At 35.9% G+C, this 16,642-nt stretch carries 24 protein-coding genes and 1 tRNA gene; 11 read left to right on the top strand and 14 right to left on the bottom strand.

The window, feature by feature from the left end:
• Positions 1–5: 5 nt before the first annotated feature.
• From ACIGHG_RS08555 to ACIGHG_RS08510, 10 genes are all read right to left on the bottom strand, one after another.
• Positions 6–491, bottom strand: a complete 486-nt coding sequence (locus ACIGHG_RS08555) for a hypothetical protein (protein WP_396548049.1) — start codon at positions 489–491, stop codon at positions 6–8.
• 3 nt (positions 492–494) lie between these two features.
• Positions 495–713 (bottom strand): hypothetical protein, encoded by a 219-nt coding sequence (locus ACIGHG_RS08550; RefSeq protein WP_396548047.1) that lies wholly within the window; start codon positions 711–713, stop codon positions 495–497.
• Complete coding sequence (locus tag ACIGHG_RS08545; RefSeq protein WP_396548045.1) at positions 710–1,591, bottom strand: ATP-binding protein; 882 nt, start codon at positions 1,589–1,591, stop codon at positions 710–712. The genes ACIGHG_RS08550 and ACIGHG_RS08545 overlap by 4 nt, the downstream gene beginning before the upstream one ends.
• Before the next feature lie 11 nt (positions 1,592–1,602).
• Positions 1,603–2,430, bottom strand: coding sequence for a conserved phage C-terminal domain-containing protein (locus tag ACIGHG_RS08540; protein WP_396548043.1), 828 nt, complete (start codon positions 2,428–2,430; stop codon positions 1,603–1,605).
• Positions 2,431–2,524: 94 nt separating this feature from the next.
• Entirely contained in the window at positions 2,525–2,668 is a 144-nt protein-coding gene (locus ACIGHG_RS08535) for a hypothetical protein (RefSeq protein ID WP_396548041.1), read from the bottom strand.
• Between the two features lie 35 nt (positions 2,669–2,703).
• A complete protein-coding gene (locus tag ACIGHG_RS08530) occupies positions 2,704–3,582 on the bottom strand; it encodes a hypothetical protein (RefSeq protein ID WP_396548039.1) in 879 nt (292 codons plus the stop codon).
• A 24-nt stretch (positions 3,583–3,606) separates the two neighbouring features.
• Positions 3,607–4,281 carry a Rha family transcriptional regulator gene (locus ACIGHG_RS08525; RefSeq protein WP_396548037.1) on the bottom strand — a complete coding sequence of 225 codons (675 nt, stop codon included), beginning with the start codon at positions 4,279–4,281 and terminating at the stop codon, positions 3,607–3,609.
• A 17-nt stretch (positions 4,282–4,298) separates the two neighbouring features.
• Positions 4,299–4,454: a DUF6906 family protein gene (locus tag ACIGHG_RS08520; protein WP_396548035.1), complete on the bottom strand. Its 156-nt coding sequence runs from the start codon at positions 4,452–4,454 to the stop codon at positions 4,299–4,301.
• Between the two features lie 156 nt (positions 4,455–4,610).
• Positions 4,611–4,844, bottom strand: coding sequence for a DUF771 domain-containing protein (locus ACIGHG_RS08515; RefSeq protein ID WP_396548033.1), 234 nt, complete (start codon positions 4,842–4,844; stop codon positions 4,611–4,613).
• A gap of 34 nt (positions 4,845–4,878) precedes the next feature.
• Positions 4,879–5,109 carry a helix-turn-helix transcriptional regulator gene (locus ACIGHG_RS08510; protein WP_396548031.1) on the bottom strand — a complete coding sequence of 77 codons (231 nt, stop codon included), beginning with the start codon at positions 5,107–5,109 and terminating at the stop codon, positions 4,879–4,881.
• A 164-nt stretch (positions 5,110–5,273) separates the two neighbouring features.
• Between ACIGHG_RS08510 and ACIGHG_RS08505 the strand changes: the two genes are divergently transcribed.
• The 3 genes from ACIGHG_RS08505 to ACIGHG_RS08495 all read left to right on the top strand — a co-directional run bounded on the left by ACIGHG_RS08505 (position 5,274) and on the right by ACIGHG_RS08495 (position 7,311).
• Positions 5,274–5,666 (top strand): helix-turn-helix domain-containing protein, encoded by a 393-nt coding sequence (locus ACIGHG_RS08505; RefSeq protein WP_396548029.1) that lies wholly within the window; start codon positions 5,274–5,276, stop codon positions 5,664–5,666.
• A gap of 73 nt (positions 5,667–5,739) precedes the next feature.
• Positions 5,740–6,144, top strand: a complete 405-nt coding sequence (locus ACIGHG_RS08500) for a hypothetical protein (protein ID WP_396548027.1) — start codon at positions 5,740–5,742, stop codon at positions 6,142–6,144.
• Positions 6,145–6,174: 30 nt separating this feature from the next.
• Complete coding sequence (locus ACIGHG_RS08495; RefSeq protein ID WP_396548025.1) at positions 6,175–7,311, top strand: tyrosine-type recombinase/integrase; 1,137 nt, start codon at positions 6,175–6,177, stop codon at positions 7,309–7,311.
• A 134-nt stretch (positions 7,312–7,445) separates the two neighbouring features.
• Here the strand turns inward: ACIGHG_RS08495 and ACIGHG_RS08490 are convergent.
• A tRNA-Arg gene (locus ACIGHG_RS08490) sits at positions 7,446–7,521 on the bottom strand.
• A 296-nt stretch (positions 7,522–7,817) separates the two neighbouring features.
• Entirely contained in the window at positions 7,818–9,731 is a 1,914-nt protein-coding gene (locus tag ACIGHG_RS08485) for an APC family permease (RefSeq protein ID WP_336472009.1), read from the bottom strand.
• A 326-nt stretch (positions 9,732–10,057) separates the two neighbouring features.
• Between ACIGHG_RS08485 and ACIGHG_RS08480 the strand changes: the two genes are divergently transcribed.
• From ACIGHG_RS08480 to clpP, 8 genes are all read left to right on the top strand, one after another.
• On the top strand, positions 10,058–10,264 hold the full coding sequence (locus ACIGHG_RS08480) for a DUF1657 domain-containing protein (protein WP_090915962.1): 207 nt from the start codon (positions 10,058–10,060) through the stop codon (positions 10,262–10,264).
• A 117-nt stretch (positions 10,265–10,381) separates the two neighbouring features.
• A complete protein-coding gene (locus ACIGHG_RS08475) occupies positions 10,382–10,876 on the top strand; it encodes a YhcN/YlaJ family sporulation lipoprotein (RefSeq protein ID WP_090915960.1) in 495 nt (164 codons plus the stop codon).
• A 34-nt stretch (positions 10,877–10,910) separates the two neighbouring features.
• Positions 10,911–11,387 (top strand): stage V sporulation protein AC, encoded by a 477-nt coding sequence (gene spoVAC / locus ACIGHG_RS08470; RefSeq protein WP_090915958.1) that lies wholly within the window; start codon positions 10,911–10,913, stop codon positions 11,385–11,387.
• The gene (gene spoVAD, locus ACIGHG_RS08465) at positions 11,388–12,398 is read left to right on the top strand and encodes a stage V sporulation protein AD (protein WP_336472008.1); all 1,011 of its coding nucleotides are present in this window, start codon (positions 11,388–11,390) and stop codon (positions 12,396–12,398) included.
• A 3-nt stretch (positions 12,399–12,401) separates the two neighbouring features.
• Complete coding sequence (gene spoVAE / locus ACIGHG_RS08460) at positions 12,402–12,752, top strand: stage V sporulation protein AE (RefSeq protein ID WP_090915955.1); 351 nt, start codon at positions 12,402–12,404, stop codon at positions 12,750–12,752.
• A gap of 11 nt (positions 12,753–12,763) precedes the next feature.
• Positions 12,764–12,970 carry a DUF1657 domain-containing protein gene (locus ACIGHG_RS08455; RefSeq protein ID WP_090915953.1) on the top strand — a complete coding sequence of 69 codons (207 nt, stop codon included), beginning with the start codon at positions 12,764–12,766 and terminating at the stop codon, positions 12,968–12,970.
• Between the two features lie 20 nt (positions 12,971–12,990).
• Positions 12,991–13,866 carry a DUF421 domain-containing protein gene (locus ACIGHG_RS08450; RefSeq protein ID WP_336472007.1) on the top strand — a complete coding sequence of 292 codons (876 nt, stop codon included), beginning with the start codon at positions 12,991–12,993 and terminating at the stop codon, positions 13,864–13,866.
• Between the two features lie 377 nt (positions 13,867–14,243).
• A complete protein-coding gene (gene clpP / locus ACIGHG_RS08445; RefSeq protein WP_090915949.1) occupies positions 14,244–14,825 on the top strand; it encodes an ATP-dependent Clp endopeptidase proteolytic subunit ClpP in 582 nt (193 codons plus the stop codon).
• 533 nt (positions 14,826–15,358) lie between these two features.
• On the opposite strand, the gene ACIGHG_RS08440 is transcribed toward clpP, so the two are convergent.
• A complete protein-coding gene (locus tag ACIGHG_RS08440; protein WP_090915947.1) occupies positions 15,359–15,616 on the bottom strand; it encodes an HPr family phosphocarrier protein in 258 nt (85 codons plus the stop codon).
• A 21-nt stretch (positions 15,617–15,637) separates the two neighbouring features.
• Positions 15,638–16,588: a DNA-binding protein WhiA gene (gene whiA, locus ACIGHG_RS08435; protein WP_090915945.1), complete on the bottom strand. Its 951-nt coding sequence runs from the start codon at positions 16,586–16,588 to the stop codon at positions 15,638–15,640.
• Positions 16,589–16,642 lie beyond the last annotated feature (54 nt).

Raw genomic sequence — 16,642 nt, 5'->3', positions numbered from 1 at the left:
TCCCCTTAAAAGAATGCCAACTGCCCATCGAACCTTTCTATTAACGTAATAGGATTCTCTTTTACCTCTTCTTGTTGTTTTTGCTGTTCTACAATCGGCTCAAAATTAGTAAACCAATGTAATGGAAAACAACCACAGAACTGTTCTCTTTTTCGATCATGCCAGAAAAAGCAATGGGTCTGTTTAGGTTGAATCACATAATCTTTAAGTGGCTTATTTCTATAACCCTTTGCCCTCCAAATAAGCTGCGCCCTGTAAAATGTATCTTGATCTAAATCAGGTATTTTCACATTAGGCTCTGGTGACCAAACACCTTTTTCTATTAGTTGAAATCTCTCTTTTGGATAACAACCAAAATGAGCATGTACATGATTGAATCGACTAACATAGTAAAAATTCTGTTTGGCTGGAAAAACGAAATACTCCTCTCCTTGTTGCAAAACAGGTGAATAATTTGTATCAATACATTTTGCTTTTATTGCGGTTACCATAATTTAAACACCATCAGGAATATGCTTTTCTTGAAGCTTTTTTAATGCCGTTGATAAATCTTCAGACGCTGTTTCTTTGTTCTTTATCAATACTTCATGTAGATCATCTAAGAAGTGCCGCACTGTTTCATTTGTATAAGACATAATGATTAGTTCCTTTAAAACGATCTTTAATTCCTCTAGTATTTCACTACTCATAACATTACTTTTGCTCTCTTTCATTGTCTTGCACTCCCCGCCGTAATTGGTATTTTGTAACACGCTTCTTTTAGCCGATCTAAAATTCTTCCACCCTGCAAATGACCAAGACGTTCTTGTAATTCTTCATTACTGCAGTTACTTGTAATAACCATCCGTCTCCAAGTACTGTAACGATAATCGATGATCGTATATAAAAACTCGGCTGCGAACTCACTAGGCTTTTCTGCTCCTAGATCATCGAGTATTAATACATCGCATTTCATAAGCATAGCCATAATTTCTTGCTTACTCTCTTTATCGTTATTGAATGTTGAACGGATACGATCCAACAATTGAGTAACGTTATAAACAATCACTTTTATTCCCATGCTTTCTAATGTGTGTTTTAAGGAATAACACAATCTTGTTTTTCCAGAACCAAATCCACCTTGAAGGAATAAACCTTTTTCTTTCTTGGTCGGAATCTTTTCAATGAAATATATTGCTCCTTTGATAGCCTTCTCTGTACCTTGCCGCATTTCAAAGTTTTCAAGTGCAGCATCGATATATCTCTCAGGTGTAGGCATTAAGTAACGATTTTTTTCACCGTCTTGCAAACGTTTCTGAGCAGCTGCAACAACATCTTGATACCTTATTTCATTTTCTTCAGCAGATGGTTTTCTAAAACATTTCGGACAAACAGGTTGTACTTTACCAGTAGAGCTTATACCAGGTACTTTTTTTAACGTTGTTAACATGTGTATTGGTAGCTGCATCATTGGTATATAGACCTTACACGTCTTACACCAAGCGCCTTCTCCTTCAAGAGACATGGCTTCTACTAATTCATTTACGTTAATCGAGTTTCTGACAGCACGATCACTATTAAATACTTTTTGAAATAACTCCTCTCTATTCATTCAAAGTACCTCTAGAAAGGTAAGTCATCTTGTTCAGCTGCTTCCTGTTCAAAATGTTTTAATCGTTCTTCTGCTGTCATTTCAGAACCTTGTTTCACTTTTGCTTTACTGTTCAAGTAGCTTTCAAATTTCGTGCCAAATAAAGTTTCTGGTCTTAAATATTCATCCCACTTTGGGTCTTTAAACCAATGAGATTTCTTTATATCTATTACTTTTTTTAAATCTGCAACTGTATAGTCTTCTGCTAACCGAGCTTTGATTAAAGTTCGAGTTTTCTTAGTTGATGTTCGATAATTTTTTTCACAGGCGGTGTTGAGATAGTTTACTATCTCGACAATATATTTTTTTTCTTTTTCTTCTTCTTTTTCTTCTTCTTTTTGTCCACGTGACGTACCACGTATCGTCGACGTATCGTCAAAGCCCGCATAAACACTGATTTTCTCTACTAACTTTTCATTCTCTGTTTTCTCTAAAATGAATTGCACTAGAGACAAGTCTTTCACCTTATCGATCTCTTTTTTAAGACAATCTTCAATCGGTTTTCCGCCTCTTGTTAAGTTATATTTACCCCAGTTCTTGATAGCAATTTCACGTGTTTTCTTGTTGTATTTGATTAATTTATGATGATTTTCAAAGCGATCAAGTAATGCTCTTGCCGATTCAATCGAAACACCAATTTCAAATGCTATTATTTTAGGTGTGATTTCATATACACCTAACTGCGTAGTGTGGGGATTAGTCAGAAGATAAACCATAAATAGCTTATCCTCTGGAGTCATATCCTCCGAAACTTTCACATCTGTCCAGAAATCTGTTTGGACTGGTCTAAAAATAGCCATAACCGCACCTCTTTTCATAAACTAGGCATTTATGCTATACTTTCGATAGGTATTTTATAAATGGTATTTTTGTATGGTAACTTGTTGACGCAAGTTACTTTTTTCTTTCATTACGAATAGCTGCATGCAAACACGTAATTCGTATTTCTGCTAATAACCGAACCCGTCCGCCTTTCTTTTGGGCGTTTAATAAATACAAGTAATCTGATACCCTAGCGTCCTTGTAGTCAATATACACAACGTTCACCCCCCTCTCATTTATTTATAATGATTTCAATTCTCATCATCCTTCACAACACCTAAAATATTGCCTTCTAAATCTTCAACTGTTCTATACATAGTCAATCCCATCTCGTTTTTAAAAAAGTTACGTATGTTTTCTTTTGCTTTTGGTGAGTTATCTATAGCATCCAAAATCACCTTATTTACAGCCCAATAGAAAGGCATTTCATAATATGGACAATCATACATATCTTTCATTCGCTCTTTCCGATGTCGGTACTCTAACCCTCTATGTAAAGCGAATTCTAAGAATGTTTTAAATGTATCCTGATGCTGTCTATATTCTTGATATTCTCTATATAAACGTTGTCCCTCTACCTCATTTCCACCAAGAAGAACACATACTTCGTTAACATTAAAATCCCAAAAATGAACGATATCTATAACCTTCCTACCAATGCTTAAAACTTGCTCTCTAATACTTTTTAATACCCCATTAATGTCATTAATTAAGAGTAGCTTTTCACTGGCTTTCTGTATTTCTCCAACTTCCATTAACCACTCGTGATGTTTTTGTAGACCTCTCTTTTGTTTATTTAATTCTTCCATATTTTTAAAAATGGACTTTAACCATCGTTTGTACCAAATTAATGCGTTTAAGACCATCATTTTATATGACCGTTTATTCCATTCAGTACCAAACACCTTAAAAAACTCTATCTTATTTATTACCTCACCTTTTCCGAACGTTTCAGAAATAAAATGTATTTTGTCATTCATCTTATATAAACAAAGGTACTCGCCTTTATGTTCCTTAAATATCAAGTCGTTTTGTAATTGTTCTACCTGTAGTTGATCTGGAATTATAGAAATTTTTGTTGATTGCTTTTTAATATCTTTAAAAACTTGTTTGTTCTTGATCAATTCCATAGGAATATTCCTCCTCTTTTTTAGTTAAACCATTGGTCTCCATCCGTTAATAAAATTCAAAGCTTCTTTAAAGTCCTTCTTCAAAATATTCCTGTAACTATTAACGGTAAATGCATCTTTAAGATTTCTTCCAAGTAATCCGAATAACTTATTAGTTGAACTATGCACTTCTTTATTTACATGACCATCATTCCATAAAGCATATATACGTCTTGCTTTTGCTTTTTGGAGGATTCTTTGTTGACCGTAATCAATAGTCAATTGTTCATGGACAATGTTTTCCAATGATGTTACACGTTCATCAAGCACCCCTGTTCCTTGAGCAATTAATTGAATCTGGACAAATGGATCGGATGGAATAATAGGTTGTTTTATGATTTGTTTTTCCATTTCATGAAATCTTTCTATATAAGCTGCTGAGAACAAAATTCCTTTCTGTCCAGTCATCTTGTGCGCTATTAATTCGCATCCTTTTTTAGTAACTTCGTAACAAAGTTTTTTTCGATTTAAAGTATCTAGGTATGAGCTTTCTTTGAAATAATTAGTTGGGCGCAATTTTGCGCTTATCTCTCCGTCTTCCAAATAACCAATATATGTTCTTATGTCTCTCAATAACTCCTTGTGTGCCTTACCTACCATTTCAGCTACTTCCAAGCTTGATAATGTTAATTCTTCATTTATCACTGTTAATTGATCCACGATTAATCACTCCTAAACTATGAATTTGGAATTACACGCTTAACAAATGTATTACGATGAACTAAGTGCAATTCTCCATCTACTTTCTTATAAATCAACCAATTATCAGGATTCAAATTGTATGATTTGATATGAATCTTTTCTCTCTTAGTTGGTTTTTTGCCGTTTTTCAATTAACTCACCTCCCCTCAATTTGAAACCTTATGGTTCATTTCATACAATCGTTTCTTTGCTTCCAATTCTATAGCGATTAACAATGCAGGATTATCCATCGCTTCAGCATCCTTAATATTTTTTGAATTGATGATTATATGTAAGTTAACCTACTTTTATCCACTCATAATGTGGTTAAAATGCCTTTCAAGAAACTCTTGCATTCTATCAGCTATAAATAACCACTTTTTCCCCCTGGACTCTGGATAATAAACAAATCCACCGTTATTAATATCCAAAATTTTTTTATAACAAGGTTTGTAAAGAATATTTTGCGTTAACCAACCATAGCTATACCCAGTAGCCTTTTTTAAATCTTTCATTTCCCACCATGTTTTTTCTTTTTCCACTTAGATCCCTCCCGCAATATTGAGATACTCGATATTAGTCTATAAAAAAAAGATACTCAATCGGTAGATTTAATTTCTTTTTAATAACTTGCATCTCATAATCTGAAAAGGAAAATTTTCCTTTTTCCTTTGCAGAATACGCATCCCTGTTGATTCCCAATGCTATTGCCATTTCTGCAATTGTTATATCACGTGCCATTCTTTCCCTTTTTAAAATTCGTTTTGGTTTTAAATATTTCTTTCTAATTTCTTCTTTAACAGTCATTGTGTCACCTCCGAATTATTCGATGTTCAAATAATATCGCATAACTCGATATTATTCAAGCTATATACAAAAATAATATTATGCAGTGCAATATTTTTATTGTATCACACGTTATTTTAGAGTATACTATCCTTATCGTATCAATAGATGGAGGTGACTTGAAATTGAAAAAAAATATTCTAGGTCCAGCGATCAAATATTTGCGTAAATACAGAAGAATGACTCAAAAGGAGTTAGAAAAATTAACTGGTTATAAACAAAGCACTATTTCTGGTCATGAAAATAGAAATAGCACACTTGATGAATTAGATATACAAAATTATGCAAAAGCATTAAATGTAAGTCCTCAAAGTTTCTTTACGATAGCTGAAAAACTTGAAAACGGGGAATCAATTACAGATGATGATGTGTTAGGAGTTATTTCTATAAACAAGATTCGGGAACCAGAAAATGACCCTCATATGGTAATCGCAGCTCATATGGACGATAATCTAAGTAAAGAAGAACTACAAGAGGTAATGGATTTTATTGATTTTGTAAAAAGTAAGAGAAAATAGGTGCATTGATATGAACAAGTTGGAAACACTTATAGCACAATATCCAGAGATAACTTTCAACTTTAATAATAAAATGCCTAATGTTTTAAGTGGCCTTTGTGTTGGTAACGAAATATATATTAATAATAATCTTAATAAAACTACTGCAGAAAAGTATGTAACAGTTAGTGAGGAAATAGCACACTACGAGAAAGGAGTCGGTAATATAATCAGGCAGGAAACAATTACCGACCGTCAACAAGAAGTACAAGCACGAAAATTAGGTTGCCTCCGAATTGTTACAATTGATAATTTAATACTTTGTTATGAAAAAGGAATCCTAACACCTTGGGATATAGCCGACGAACTTGAAGTTACAACATCTTGCGTTATGGATGCATTTGAATATATTCGAATAACAAAAGGAGTATATTTTTATCATAAAAATTATCGAGTTCATTTCTTAACAGATACACATATAAACATTCAAAAATTATAATAATTTCTATTTTGAATGGAGGAAAGTAACTTGGCGAGTTTTGAAAAAAGAGCAACAGGTTGGAGATTTCGAGTTTCTTATAAAGATGGGGATAAATATAAAACAAAAACACAAGGTGGATTTTCAACCAAGAAAGAGGCAGCAATTGCAGCGAGTGAATTAGAAAAAAAAATAAGTCGTGGACACAATTTTAATGCAGAAGACAAACTATTCTCCGAATATATGAAGGAATGGTTTGAAGTTTATAAAAAAGGTAAGCATAGTTTATCGCACGAAAAAAACCTTTTACAAACTATAAAACTAGTCGAAGAACATTTTGTTGGCGTTCGTATGAAAGACTTAAATAGGATTATGTATCAGAACTTTTTAAATGAACTATCAAAAAACCGCGCCAAAATGACAGTCAAGAAAAAACATAACTGCGTTAAAGCGTGTATAAAATATGCAATCGAAGATGGAATTTTGCATAAAGATCCCACTTACAAAGCTATTATACACGGAGAAAATGAGACGAAATCAGAAGAATTAAAGTTTATCAACCAGGAAGAGATGAAAAAAATAGTAGATGAATTACGTTCAAATTTGACACCACAATACATTTCAAGATATATAATTCTTTTCGCAATAGCCACTGGAGCAAGATTCGGTGAAATAATGGGAATGACCTGGGATTGTGTAGATTTAGACAATAAAACAATTACAATCAATAAGACATGGGATTATCGTGATAAGAATGACTTCGGTAACACTAAAAACTATCAATCTGTACGCACAATAACAATCGATAAAGAGACGGTTAATATGTTAAATCATTTACAAAAACACCAAAAAGAACACGCAGTGAAAACAGGTTTAAGAAATACCAAAAACTTGTGTTTTATTAATAATCAAATGGAAATTATAACAAATAACGCTGTAAACAAGGTTCTCAAAAAGATTTGTGCCAAATGTAATGTTAAAACTATAACATGTCATTCATTACGCCATACGCATGCCTCTTTACTGTTATACAATGGTGTAAATATAAAGTACATTTCGAGAAGACTTGGACATAAAGATATTGTCATTACACTGCAAACATATTCACACGTCTTAGATGAGATGGAACAAAAAGAATCCAGAATCGTCGATCAAACCATACTGAATTTGTTTCAATCAGTTATCTAAAACGTGCAAAAAACGTGCAAAATTTTTTCTAAATGTTTAAGTTTATTTGTAATAGACAATTTCTATACTGTCTTACAAACCCAATCTTATCTAGGGTTTAAAAAAGAATGAGTAATTATTTGAAAATCTAAAAACGCGCCCAGAGGGATTCGAACCCCCGGCAGACGTGGTACCGGAAACCACCGCTCTATCCAACTGAGCTATGGGCGCATTATAATACACTCTACGGCAAAAGGACACCTTTTTACCCTATCGCGCACTGTTTATTATACGATATCTTCGTTTTGGAAGCAATTATTTCTTAATATCGCAGTTTACAGAGCTACATCTTAGACATCAATATGAAAGAATCATCTTTTTACCTGAACGTAAATTCTCTTTATACAATAAAGTGAAACTTCCATCAATGGTGGTTTTACTCCCCACTAATAGCAGGATAAAACAAACGGCCTACATCGCACAACGACGTAGACCACATAACTCAAATTATCAATAATAAAACAATATTATTTATGTAAGTGATACGGAACCGTTGTAATCACGATATCTTTATTGCGTATAAACCACATGCGTAAAAGAAGTGCACTTTGGTTATGCAATGCATTATGCCACCATTTGTGCGCAATAAACTGCGGAATAATAATATGGATATGCCCCCCTGCTTCTTGTTTCGCCTCTATTGTTTTAATAAGGCGATTCAGCGGTTCAAGAAGAGAACGATATTTACTGCGAAGAACTACCAGTCTACAAGGAGTTCCCCAGTCTTTCCATTTTTTCTCCATTTTATTTATAGATTGTTCATCGAAACCAACGTATACAGCAATCGGATCAACATCTAGACTTTTCGCAAAGGATATCGTGTTGTTCACAACACGATGAACGCCTGACACTAAAACGAGTGTGACTACATCACTTGCTACTGGACGTATCGTTTGCATATCGATGCGCAATTCTTTTGCAACATCTTCATAATGACTGTGAATTGACATTGAGATAAAAATCATAATAGGCAAGACAACTAATACAACCCAAGCGCCGCCCGTAAACTTTGTAACAGCAAAAATAACAGCAACGATTGATGTAATTACAGCACCAACCGTATTAATCGTAAACTTAACTTTCCAGTTTGATCCTTTTACTCGTTTCCAGCGCCGCATCAAACCAATTTGCGCTACTGTAAACGAAAGGAAAACACCGATTGCATATAACGGAATTAACGCATTCGTATGCGCACGAAACGATATAATCAAAATACATGCTAGTGATGCTAGCACAATAATTCCATTTGAATATCCTAAACGGTCTCCACGATTTGTTAAACTTCGAGGCAAAAATCCGTCTGCCGCCACAATTGCAGCAAGCTGAGAAAATCCTGTAAATGTAGAATTTGCCGCTAAAATCAACACAATAAACGTAAACCATATAATTACTTGATATAAAATTCCATGTCCAAAATACATGCCAGTTAACTGCGACAACATCGTATTGTGTGGATCTGGTGTAACACCTTTCGCATACAGATGATACGAAAATCCTAAAAGTGTTACAGCTGTGATAGAACCTAAAGCAATATACGTTCTAATTGCGTTTTTTTGCTGTGGTTCTCTAAAAATAGGAACTGCATTTGAAATCGTCTCAATTCCTGTAAGTGCTGAACAGGCTGAACTGAACGCTTTCAAAACTAATAAAGTTGTTAAGCCTTCTGGAACTGTTCCAAAGCTCGGTGTACTTGGTTGAATAAACCCGTGACGAAGTTCATCAAAAAATCCCGTAAAAATTAAAATTAACATACAAATCATAAACCCGAATGTCGGCCAAGCAAATACGCGAGCTGATTCTGCTACTCCGCGTAAGTTCACAAGTACTAAGATAACGACGCATAAGATTGCCAAAATTGTTTCATATGGAGCGACTACAGGATACGCAGAAGAAACCGCTTCTATAGCTGCTGATACAGATACCGCTACGGTTAACACGTAATCAACAAGCAAGGAACTAGAAGCAACAAGAGAAACCCAGCGCGGCTTGAAATTATCTTTTGCAATGGCATACGCCCCTCCGCCATTTGGATATGCCAAAATCCCCATAATATACGATACAATCAAAATTGCCAAAAGAACGATAGTAGAAATGGTGATAGGAAAAATCAACCATTTCGCATCAGGGCCAAGTCCTGCAAGCTCTGTCATTCCTGATTCAGGTCCATAAGCAACAGATGAATACAGATCCGCTGAAAGGATAGGCAGCGCAATTAACCAAAATAATTTGTTATGGTGCGCATGAAGCTCTGACGTTCGCATAGGACGACCAATTAAAAAGCGCTTCACACTACTGAAATTACTTGCAGAAAACCAAATTGCAATTAATGCGAATATAATTAACACTGCTTCCAGCCATCTAACTAAAGTATGATGATCCATAACCCTTTCTCCTTTTAATCGCTATTTGCTAATTTTTATTCTCCTAATTTAAATTGATACATAATATTTTAAACAACGAAATATAAAATATGTACTTCCTGAAAATACCCTCAATTAAAGTTCTACAAATACATATATAATCGTTATTCTTAAATAAACATAACTACTGATATTATAATTCGTCATCATAAATCCTTATATTTTCAAATTACATATGGATGAAAGTTTAGATTTCGAAAGGAACCTAAAATTGGTAATTATATTTCAACACACATTCACAAATTCTAATGATTGAAATTCAATTCACTTAGAGGAGGAATTACGTTATGACTGTAATTACAAAACTTAAACAAACTGTTTCAGGATTAAAAAGCGCACAAGCAAGCTTAGAGGGATTCGCTCTTGATACCGATAACCAACAAGCGAAGCAATTATTTCAAAGTGCAGCACAGCAAACGCAATCAATTATTGAATCTTTAAATCCGCGCGTTCAAGAGGTTCAACAAGAAGAACCTCAATATACACAGCAGTAAAGGGCACTTAAAGCAAACATAATGATACCCACTTTATGCTGAATCGAAAAAAGGGTGATACAATATCATCCTTTTTTCCCCTCAAATTACATAGAGCTATAGAAATGGAATGATACAATGCGAAAATTCAGGATCATTACTTTGTTATTCCTTCTCTTCTTCAGTTTCCTAAGCGGCTGTAACAGTCCTCTAGATAAAAAAGTAAAAAAAGAAGCGAATGAGAAAGAAGAGCACAAAACAACTAAAAAAGATACACAATTAACACAAGTCAGCATGGAGACTGTTGATCAATCCATAGCAAATCAAGCGAAAGATCAGATTCTTAATATGGAAGAAGTAATTGAAGTAAAAGCGGTTAATTTCAATAACGAACTATATGTAGCCGCGAAGCCAGAGCACCACGAACGCTTTCAAATCAAGAAATTAAAAAAAGAAATGAAACAGACATTAGAAAAGATGTATCCTAATTTAAAAGTTTATGTCAGTATGGATAAAAAAATTTTAATGTTGCTAGATAAATTAGAAACAAAGATTAAAAACAAAGAAGCAGATAAAAAAGAAATAAAAAAACAACTAAAAGTAGTAAAAGAAGAAATGCATTCCGATATTTAATAATACTTTTCAACATAGAAAAGGATGGATTCGTATGTCAAGCCAAAACAAAGATTTAACACCAATGCAGCAAGAATATAAAAAATTTGAACAGCAGCGTGAACCAAAGCGTCCAGTTCTAAAAAATTGTATAAAAGCTTTTTTTGTTGGCGGATTCATTTGTTTAATCGGGCAACTTATCTCCACATTTTATATTACTTATTTCGATTTTACTGAACGATCTGCAGGTAATCCGACTGTAGCTACAATGATCTTTATTTCTATGCTTCTAACAGGTTTTGGTGTATACGATCGATTAGCTCAGTTTGGCGGGGCAGGTACAGCCGTTCCTGTTACCGGATTTGGAAATTCTGTCATATCAGCTTGTATCGAGCACCGTACGGAAGGTTTTGTTCTTGGAGTGGGCGGGAATATGTTTAAACTAGCCGGATCTGTTATTTTATTTGGCGTATTTTCCGCTTTTGTAATCGCACTGATTCGAACGATTCTAATCCAATGGGGAGGGTTTTAAATGTTACAAGGCCACCGAACATGGGTATTTGAAAACAAACCCGTGATTATATCAACTGGTGTCATTGGCGGACCATTTGAAGCGAACGGCAAAATCCCTGATGATTTCGATACATTGCACGACAATTTATGGTTAGGACAAGACTCCTACGAGAAAGCGCATCGAGTTTTATTCGAAGAAGCCTGCAGCAGGGCAACTGAAAAAGCAAAACTACGGAAAGACGATATTCAATTTATCCTGGCTGGAGATTTAATTAATCAAATTACTCCTTCCAGCTTTGCTTGCCGGACACTCGGTACTCCCTATCTCGGATTATTCGGGGCTTGTTCTACCTCGATGGAGGGACTTGCTTTAGGTGCAAGCATCGTAAATGCAAAAGGAGCAAAATATTTATTAGCAGGAGCATCAAGTCATAATACTGCTGTAGAAAAACAGTTCAGATATCCAACTGAATACGGAGGACAAAAACCCCCTACTGCGCAGTGGACAGTAACAGGGGCCGGTGTTGCCTTATTAAGTGATCAAGGAGATGGACCTTGCGTAACGTCAGCAACAATTGGAAGAGTGATCGATATGGGGCTAACCGATCCGTTTAATATGGGCGGGGCTATGGCTCCTGCTGCTGTCGACACGATTGAAGCACATTTAAGAGAACGACAAATCGACGTATCCTACTACGACTTAATTGTAACGGGCGATCTCGGCCATGTAGGACGCGAAATTGCCTTTGACTTACTACGTAAGCAAGGAACATCAATACAAAGCGAACAATTTCTAGATTGCGGATTACTCATTTACAGAGACGATCAACCTATTTTAGCAGGAGCAAGCGGTCCAGGCTGCTCAGCAACTGTTGTGTATGGGCATTTATTAAACCGAATGAAAAAAGGAGAGTTTAGCAAAATACTTGTAGTTGCTACTGGAGCTTTACTTTCTCCATTAACTTTCCAGCAACAAGAAACGATTCCTTGTATCGCCCATGCAGTATCCATTGAAGTTGGAGGTGTATAATACATGATCTTTTTTTGGGCTTTTGTAATTGGCGGCCTCATTTGTGTTATTGGACAAATTATGTTCGACGTATTCAAACTCACCCCTGCTCATACTATGGCGACACTTGTTGTCATTGGCGCCATATTAGATGGATTTAATTTGTATGAACCGTTAATTGATTTTGCTGGAGCAGGTGCAACAGTTCCTATTACAAGCTTTGGGAACGCTCTCGTTCACGGTGCAATGGCAGAAGCGGCTGAACATGGCATCATTGGCGTTATAACAGGAATGTTTAAAGTAACAAGCGCCGGTGTATCCGCCGCAATTATCTTCGGATTTATCGGTGCTTTATTATTCAAACCAAAAGGATAAGAGGTGTTCTCATGACCGTTGTTGCAAGTGTAAAAACATGCCTTGCTAGTTTGAAAGGTGCACAAGCAAGTTTAAGTGCACTTTCACAAAATGCTGCTGACGACGAAGCGAAACGCGTGTTTCATGAATGTATGTTAGAGATGGATAGTGTAATTGCTGATTTACAAGGGCGAGTCTCAGCATTAGAACGAGAAGAACCACAATATAAAGGATTCTAGGAAGACTGGAGGGAATATATATGCCTGACATTCACATACCAGAATGGCCGCTTGTCATTATACGTTCTTTATTTGTCTTAATTATTTTATTTGCCATTACGAAATGGCTTGGAAAAAGACAAATCTCTCAACTTTCCTTTTTTGAGTACATAGCAGGTATGACGATTGGTGATATCGCTGCAGAAGTATCAACAGGGTTGGAACAAAACTTCTTCCACGGTATTTCTAGTATGATGGTTTTTGCTATCATACCTTTTTTCGCAGGACTAGTTTCCTTAAAAAATAAGACGGTACGAGATTTTGTAGAGGGTAAATCCACTATTTTCATAAAAGATGGCAAAGTACTCGAAGATAATTTAAAAAAGGAAAAATATACGAGCGACGAACTACTAGAGCTCCTAAGAAAAAAAGATGTATTCAACATAAACGATGTTGAATTCGCTATATTAGAGCCAAGCGGTGAATTAAACGTATTATTAAAGAAAGACAAACAACCATTAACTGCAAAAGATATCGGATTAAAACTACCAAATGAAAAAGAAACGCACACAGTCATTATGGATGGAAACATAATGGATGAACCTCTTGCAGCAAGCGGTCATAACCGAGCTTGGGTTCGCACTGAACTCGAAAAAATAGGAGTTGCAATAGACAACGTATTCATTGGACAAATCGACTCCTACGGCCAACTAACTGTCGACATATACAATGATAAAATTCAAATGCCTTCTCCTCAAGACAAACCATTATTACTCGCTTCCTTAAAGAAGTGTCATGCTGATCTTGAACTCTTTTCTTTAGAAACGAAATCAAGTACCGCCGCGAGCATGTATGCAAACAACGCCAAGAAGTTAGAGGAAATTTTAAATAAAGTAACTTATTTACTTAAAGAATAGTATGAAAAAGAACGCTTATATATGTAACGGCGTTCTTTTTTGTGCTTATATAAATCACTGCCATGCGGCGAACAAGGAACCTGCACTCGCTTTCTCTTTTTGTTTTCACTTCGCACGTGGCAGAAAAAGTTCCTGACCGCTTCTATGCATGGCTAGATGCTCTCGCCCACCTAAAAAAGAGGGGTTTTCTATAAATATGTTTAAATTCACCCAATTCGGTTATCATGAGGAAGATATAGAAAAAGGGAATTCCTTATTTATAGCGAATTAACATGATACACCTACATATTTTTTAAAACTGAAGTGGTTTCGTTTGACCTTTATTGACCATAATTGTATTATAAAATTAACAAATGTGTTAAAGGAGGAAGTTACACATGAATTTAATTCCTACAGTTATTGAACAAACAAATCGCGGGGAACGTGCTTACGATATTTACTCTCGTTTATTAAAAGACCGCATCATCATGCTTGGCAGCGCAATTGATGACAACGTAGCAAACTCTATCGTTTCTCAGCTTTTATTCTTAGAATCACAAGACCCAGAAAAAGATATTCATTTATATATCAACAGTCCTGGCGGATCTATTACAGCAGGTATGGCAATTTACGATACAATGCAATTTATTAAACCAAACGTATCTACAATTTGCATCGGTATGGCTGCATCTATGGGTGCTTTCTTACTTGCAGCTGGTGAAAAAGGAAAACGTTTCGCTCTTCCAAACAGTGAAGTTATGATTCACCAACCACTTGGCGGTGCACAAGGACAAGCGACAGAAATTGAAATCGCTGCAAAACGCATCCTATTCTTACGCGATAAACTAAACAAAATTCTTTCTGAGCGTACAGGTCAGCCATTAGAAGTAATCGAGCGCGACACAGAACGCGACAACTTCATGACAGCAGAAAAAGCGTTAGAATACGGCTTAATTGATAAAATCTTTACAAATCGCTAAGAAAAGCGGAAGTGGCTCGCTTAGAATGTGAGGGGGATGGAGCTTCTGACGTAGAGGTTTTTTTACCTCGTAGGAAGAAGCGAAGCCACCGAACATTCTAGCCACTGAAGCTGGATCAGAAGAAAAGCAGAAGCGGCTTGCTCAGAATCGTAGGACGTTGGAGCCCCCGACAGAGAGGTGCTTTTTACCTCGTCCGAGGGGGCGAAACGACCGGAGATTCTAGCCGCTGGAGCTGGATCAGAAGAAAAGAGCTATCATTTGCGATAGCTCTTTTTCATTTATCAGCGCTTTTTTCAATATATCGGCGATTCGACACGGGATAAAGTGAAACTTCCATCAGTGACGCTTTTCTCACTGATGGTTAGTTGAACCAATTGGGCTTTTACGGGCAGTTTTCTTCCCCGTATTTCCTCAGCCTTTACTGCCCGTTAATGCGGGATAAAGACCTTTCGACCACGTTCGACAGGAAAGTAGCCCAGCCACAGTCACTCCATTCACAATAAAAAAGCTATCGCACATTGCGATAGCCCTTTTTATTGTTCTTTTTGCACATAAGCAACGAGTGCTTCCAATGCTTCTGTCTCATCTGATCCTTCTGTCGTAATTGTAACTTCACATCCAGATCCAACAGCTAAGCTCATAATCCCCATAATGCTCTTAGCATTAACCGTTTTACCATCTTTCTCCATAAAAATATCAGCTTGAAAACGATTTGCCTCTTGTACAAACAACGCTGCCGGACGTGCTTGTAATCCAGTCTTCAACAGCACCTCTACCCGTTTTTGAACCACTGTTCCATTCCCCTTTGCCTATTATTTTTTTATAACCGCTTCACCGGCGCGTAATTTCTCAGCAATATCATCAATTTTACGCAAACGATGATTGATACCCGATTTACTAATGTTTCCCCCAGATACCATTTCTCCTAATTCTTTCAATGTAACATCTTGATAATTGATACGCAATTCTGCGATTTCACGTAATTTATCTGGTAAAAAATCAAGTCCAACAGTCTCTTCAATATAACGAATGTTTTCAATTTGTCTTAAAGCTGCACCAATCGTTTTATTTAAGTTTGCTGTTTCACAATTCACAAGACGATTTACAGAGTTACGCATATCGCGCACAATACGAATATCTTCAAACTTCAAAAGAGCGGTATGAGCACCAATAATATTTAAGAACTCGGTAATCTTTTCCGCTTCCTTTAAATATGTAATGTACCCTTTTCGCCTTTCTAACGTTTTACTATTTAATGCAAATTCATTCATAAGCTCACATATCGCGTCATTATGTTCTTTGTATAATGAGAAAATTTCTAAATGATACGATGATGTTTCTGGGTTATTAACAGATCCCCCCGCTAAAAAAGCCCCGCGTAAGTATGACCGTTTACAACACTTTTTCTCGATTAGTTCTTGTGAAATATGACGAATAAACGAAAAGTCCTCTCGTACAATGTGCAAATCCAATAAAATTTCACGTACTTTCTCAACTAAACGAACGATGTATACATTATTTTTCTTTAAACGCATTTTCTTACGGACAAGTAGTTCAACTGTCACATTATATCCTTTTTTCAATAATGTATAAATTCTCCGAGCAATCGCTGCATTTTCCGTTTGAATGTCAATGATTACACGGCGGTTTGAAAAGGAGAGTGAACCATTCATACGAAGTAATGCTGACAACTCTGCCTTCTCACAGCATTCCTTCATTTCGAGCTTTGTCAGCTCCTTCTTTGTTTCTGATGCAAAGGACAACAGTTCCACCTCCTAACAGTCATAATTACTTTTATGCCCTAAATGAACTTGTAG

The organism is Bacillus sp. NPDC077411, from assembly GCF_044543425.1.
GTDB lineage: Bacteria > Bacillota > Bacilli > Bacillales > Bacillaceae_G > Bacillus_A > Bacillus_A bruguierae.
This window is presented reverse-complemented; position numbering and strand designations above follow the sequence as displayed.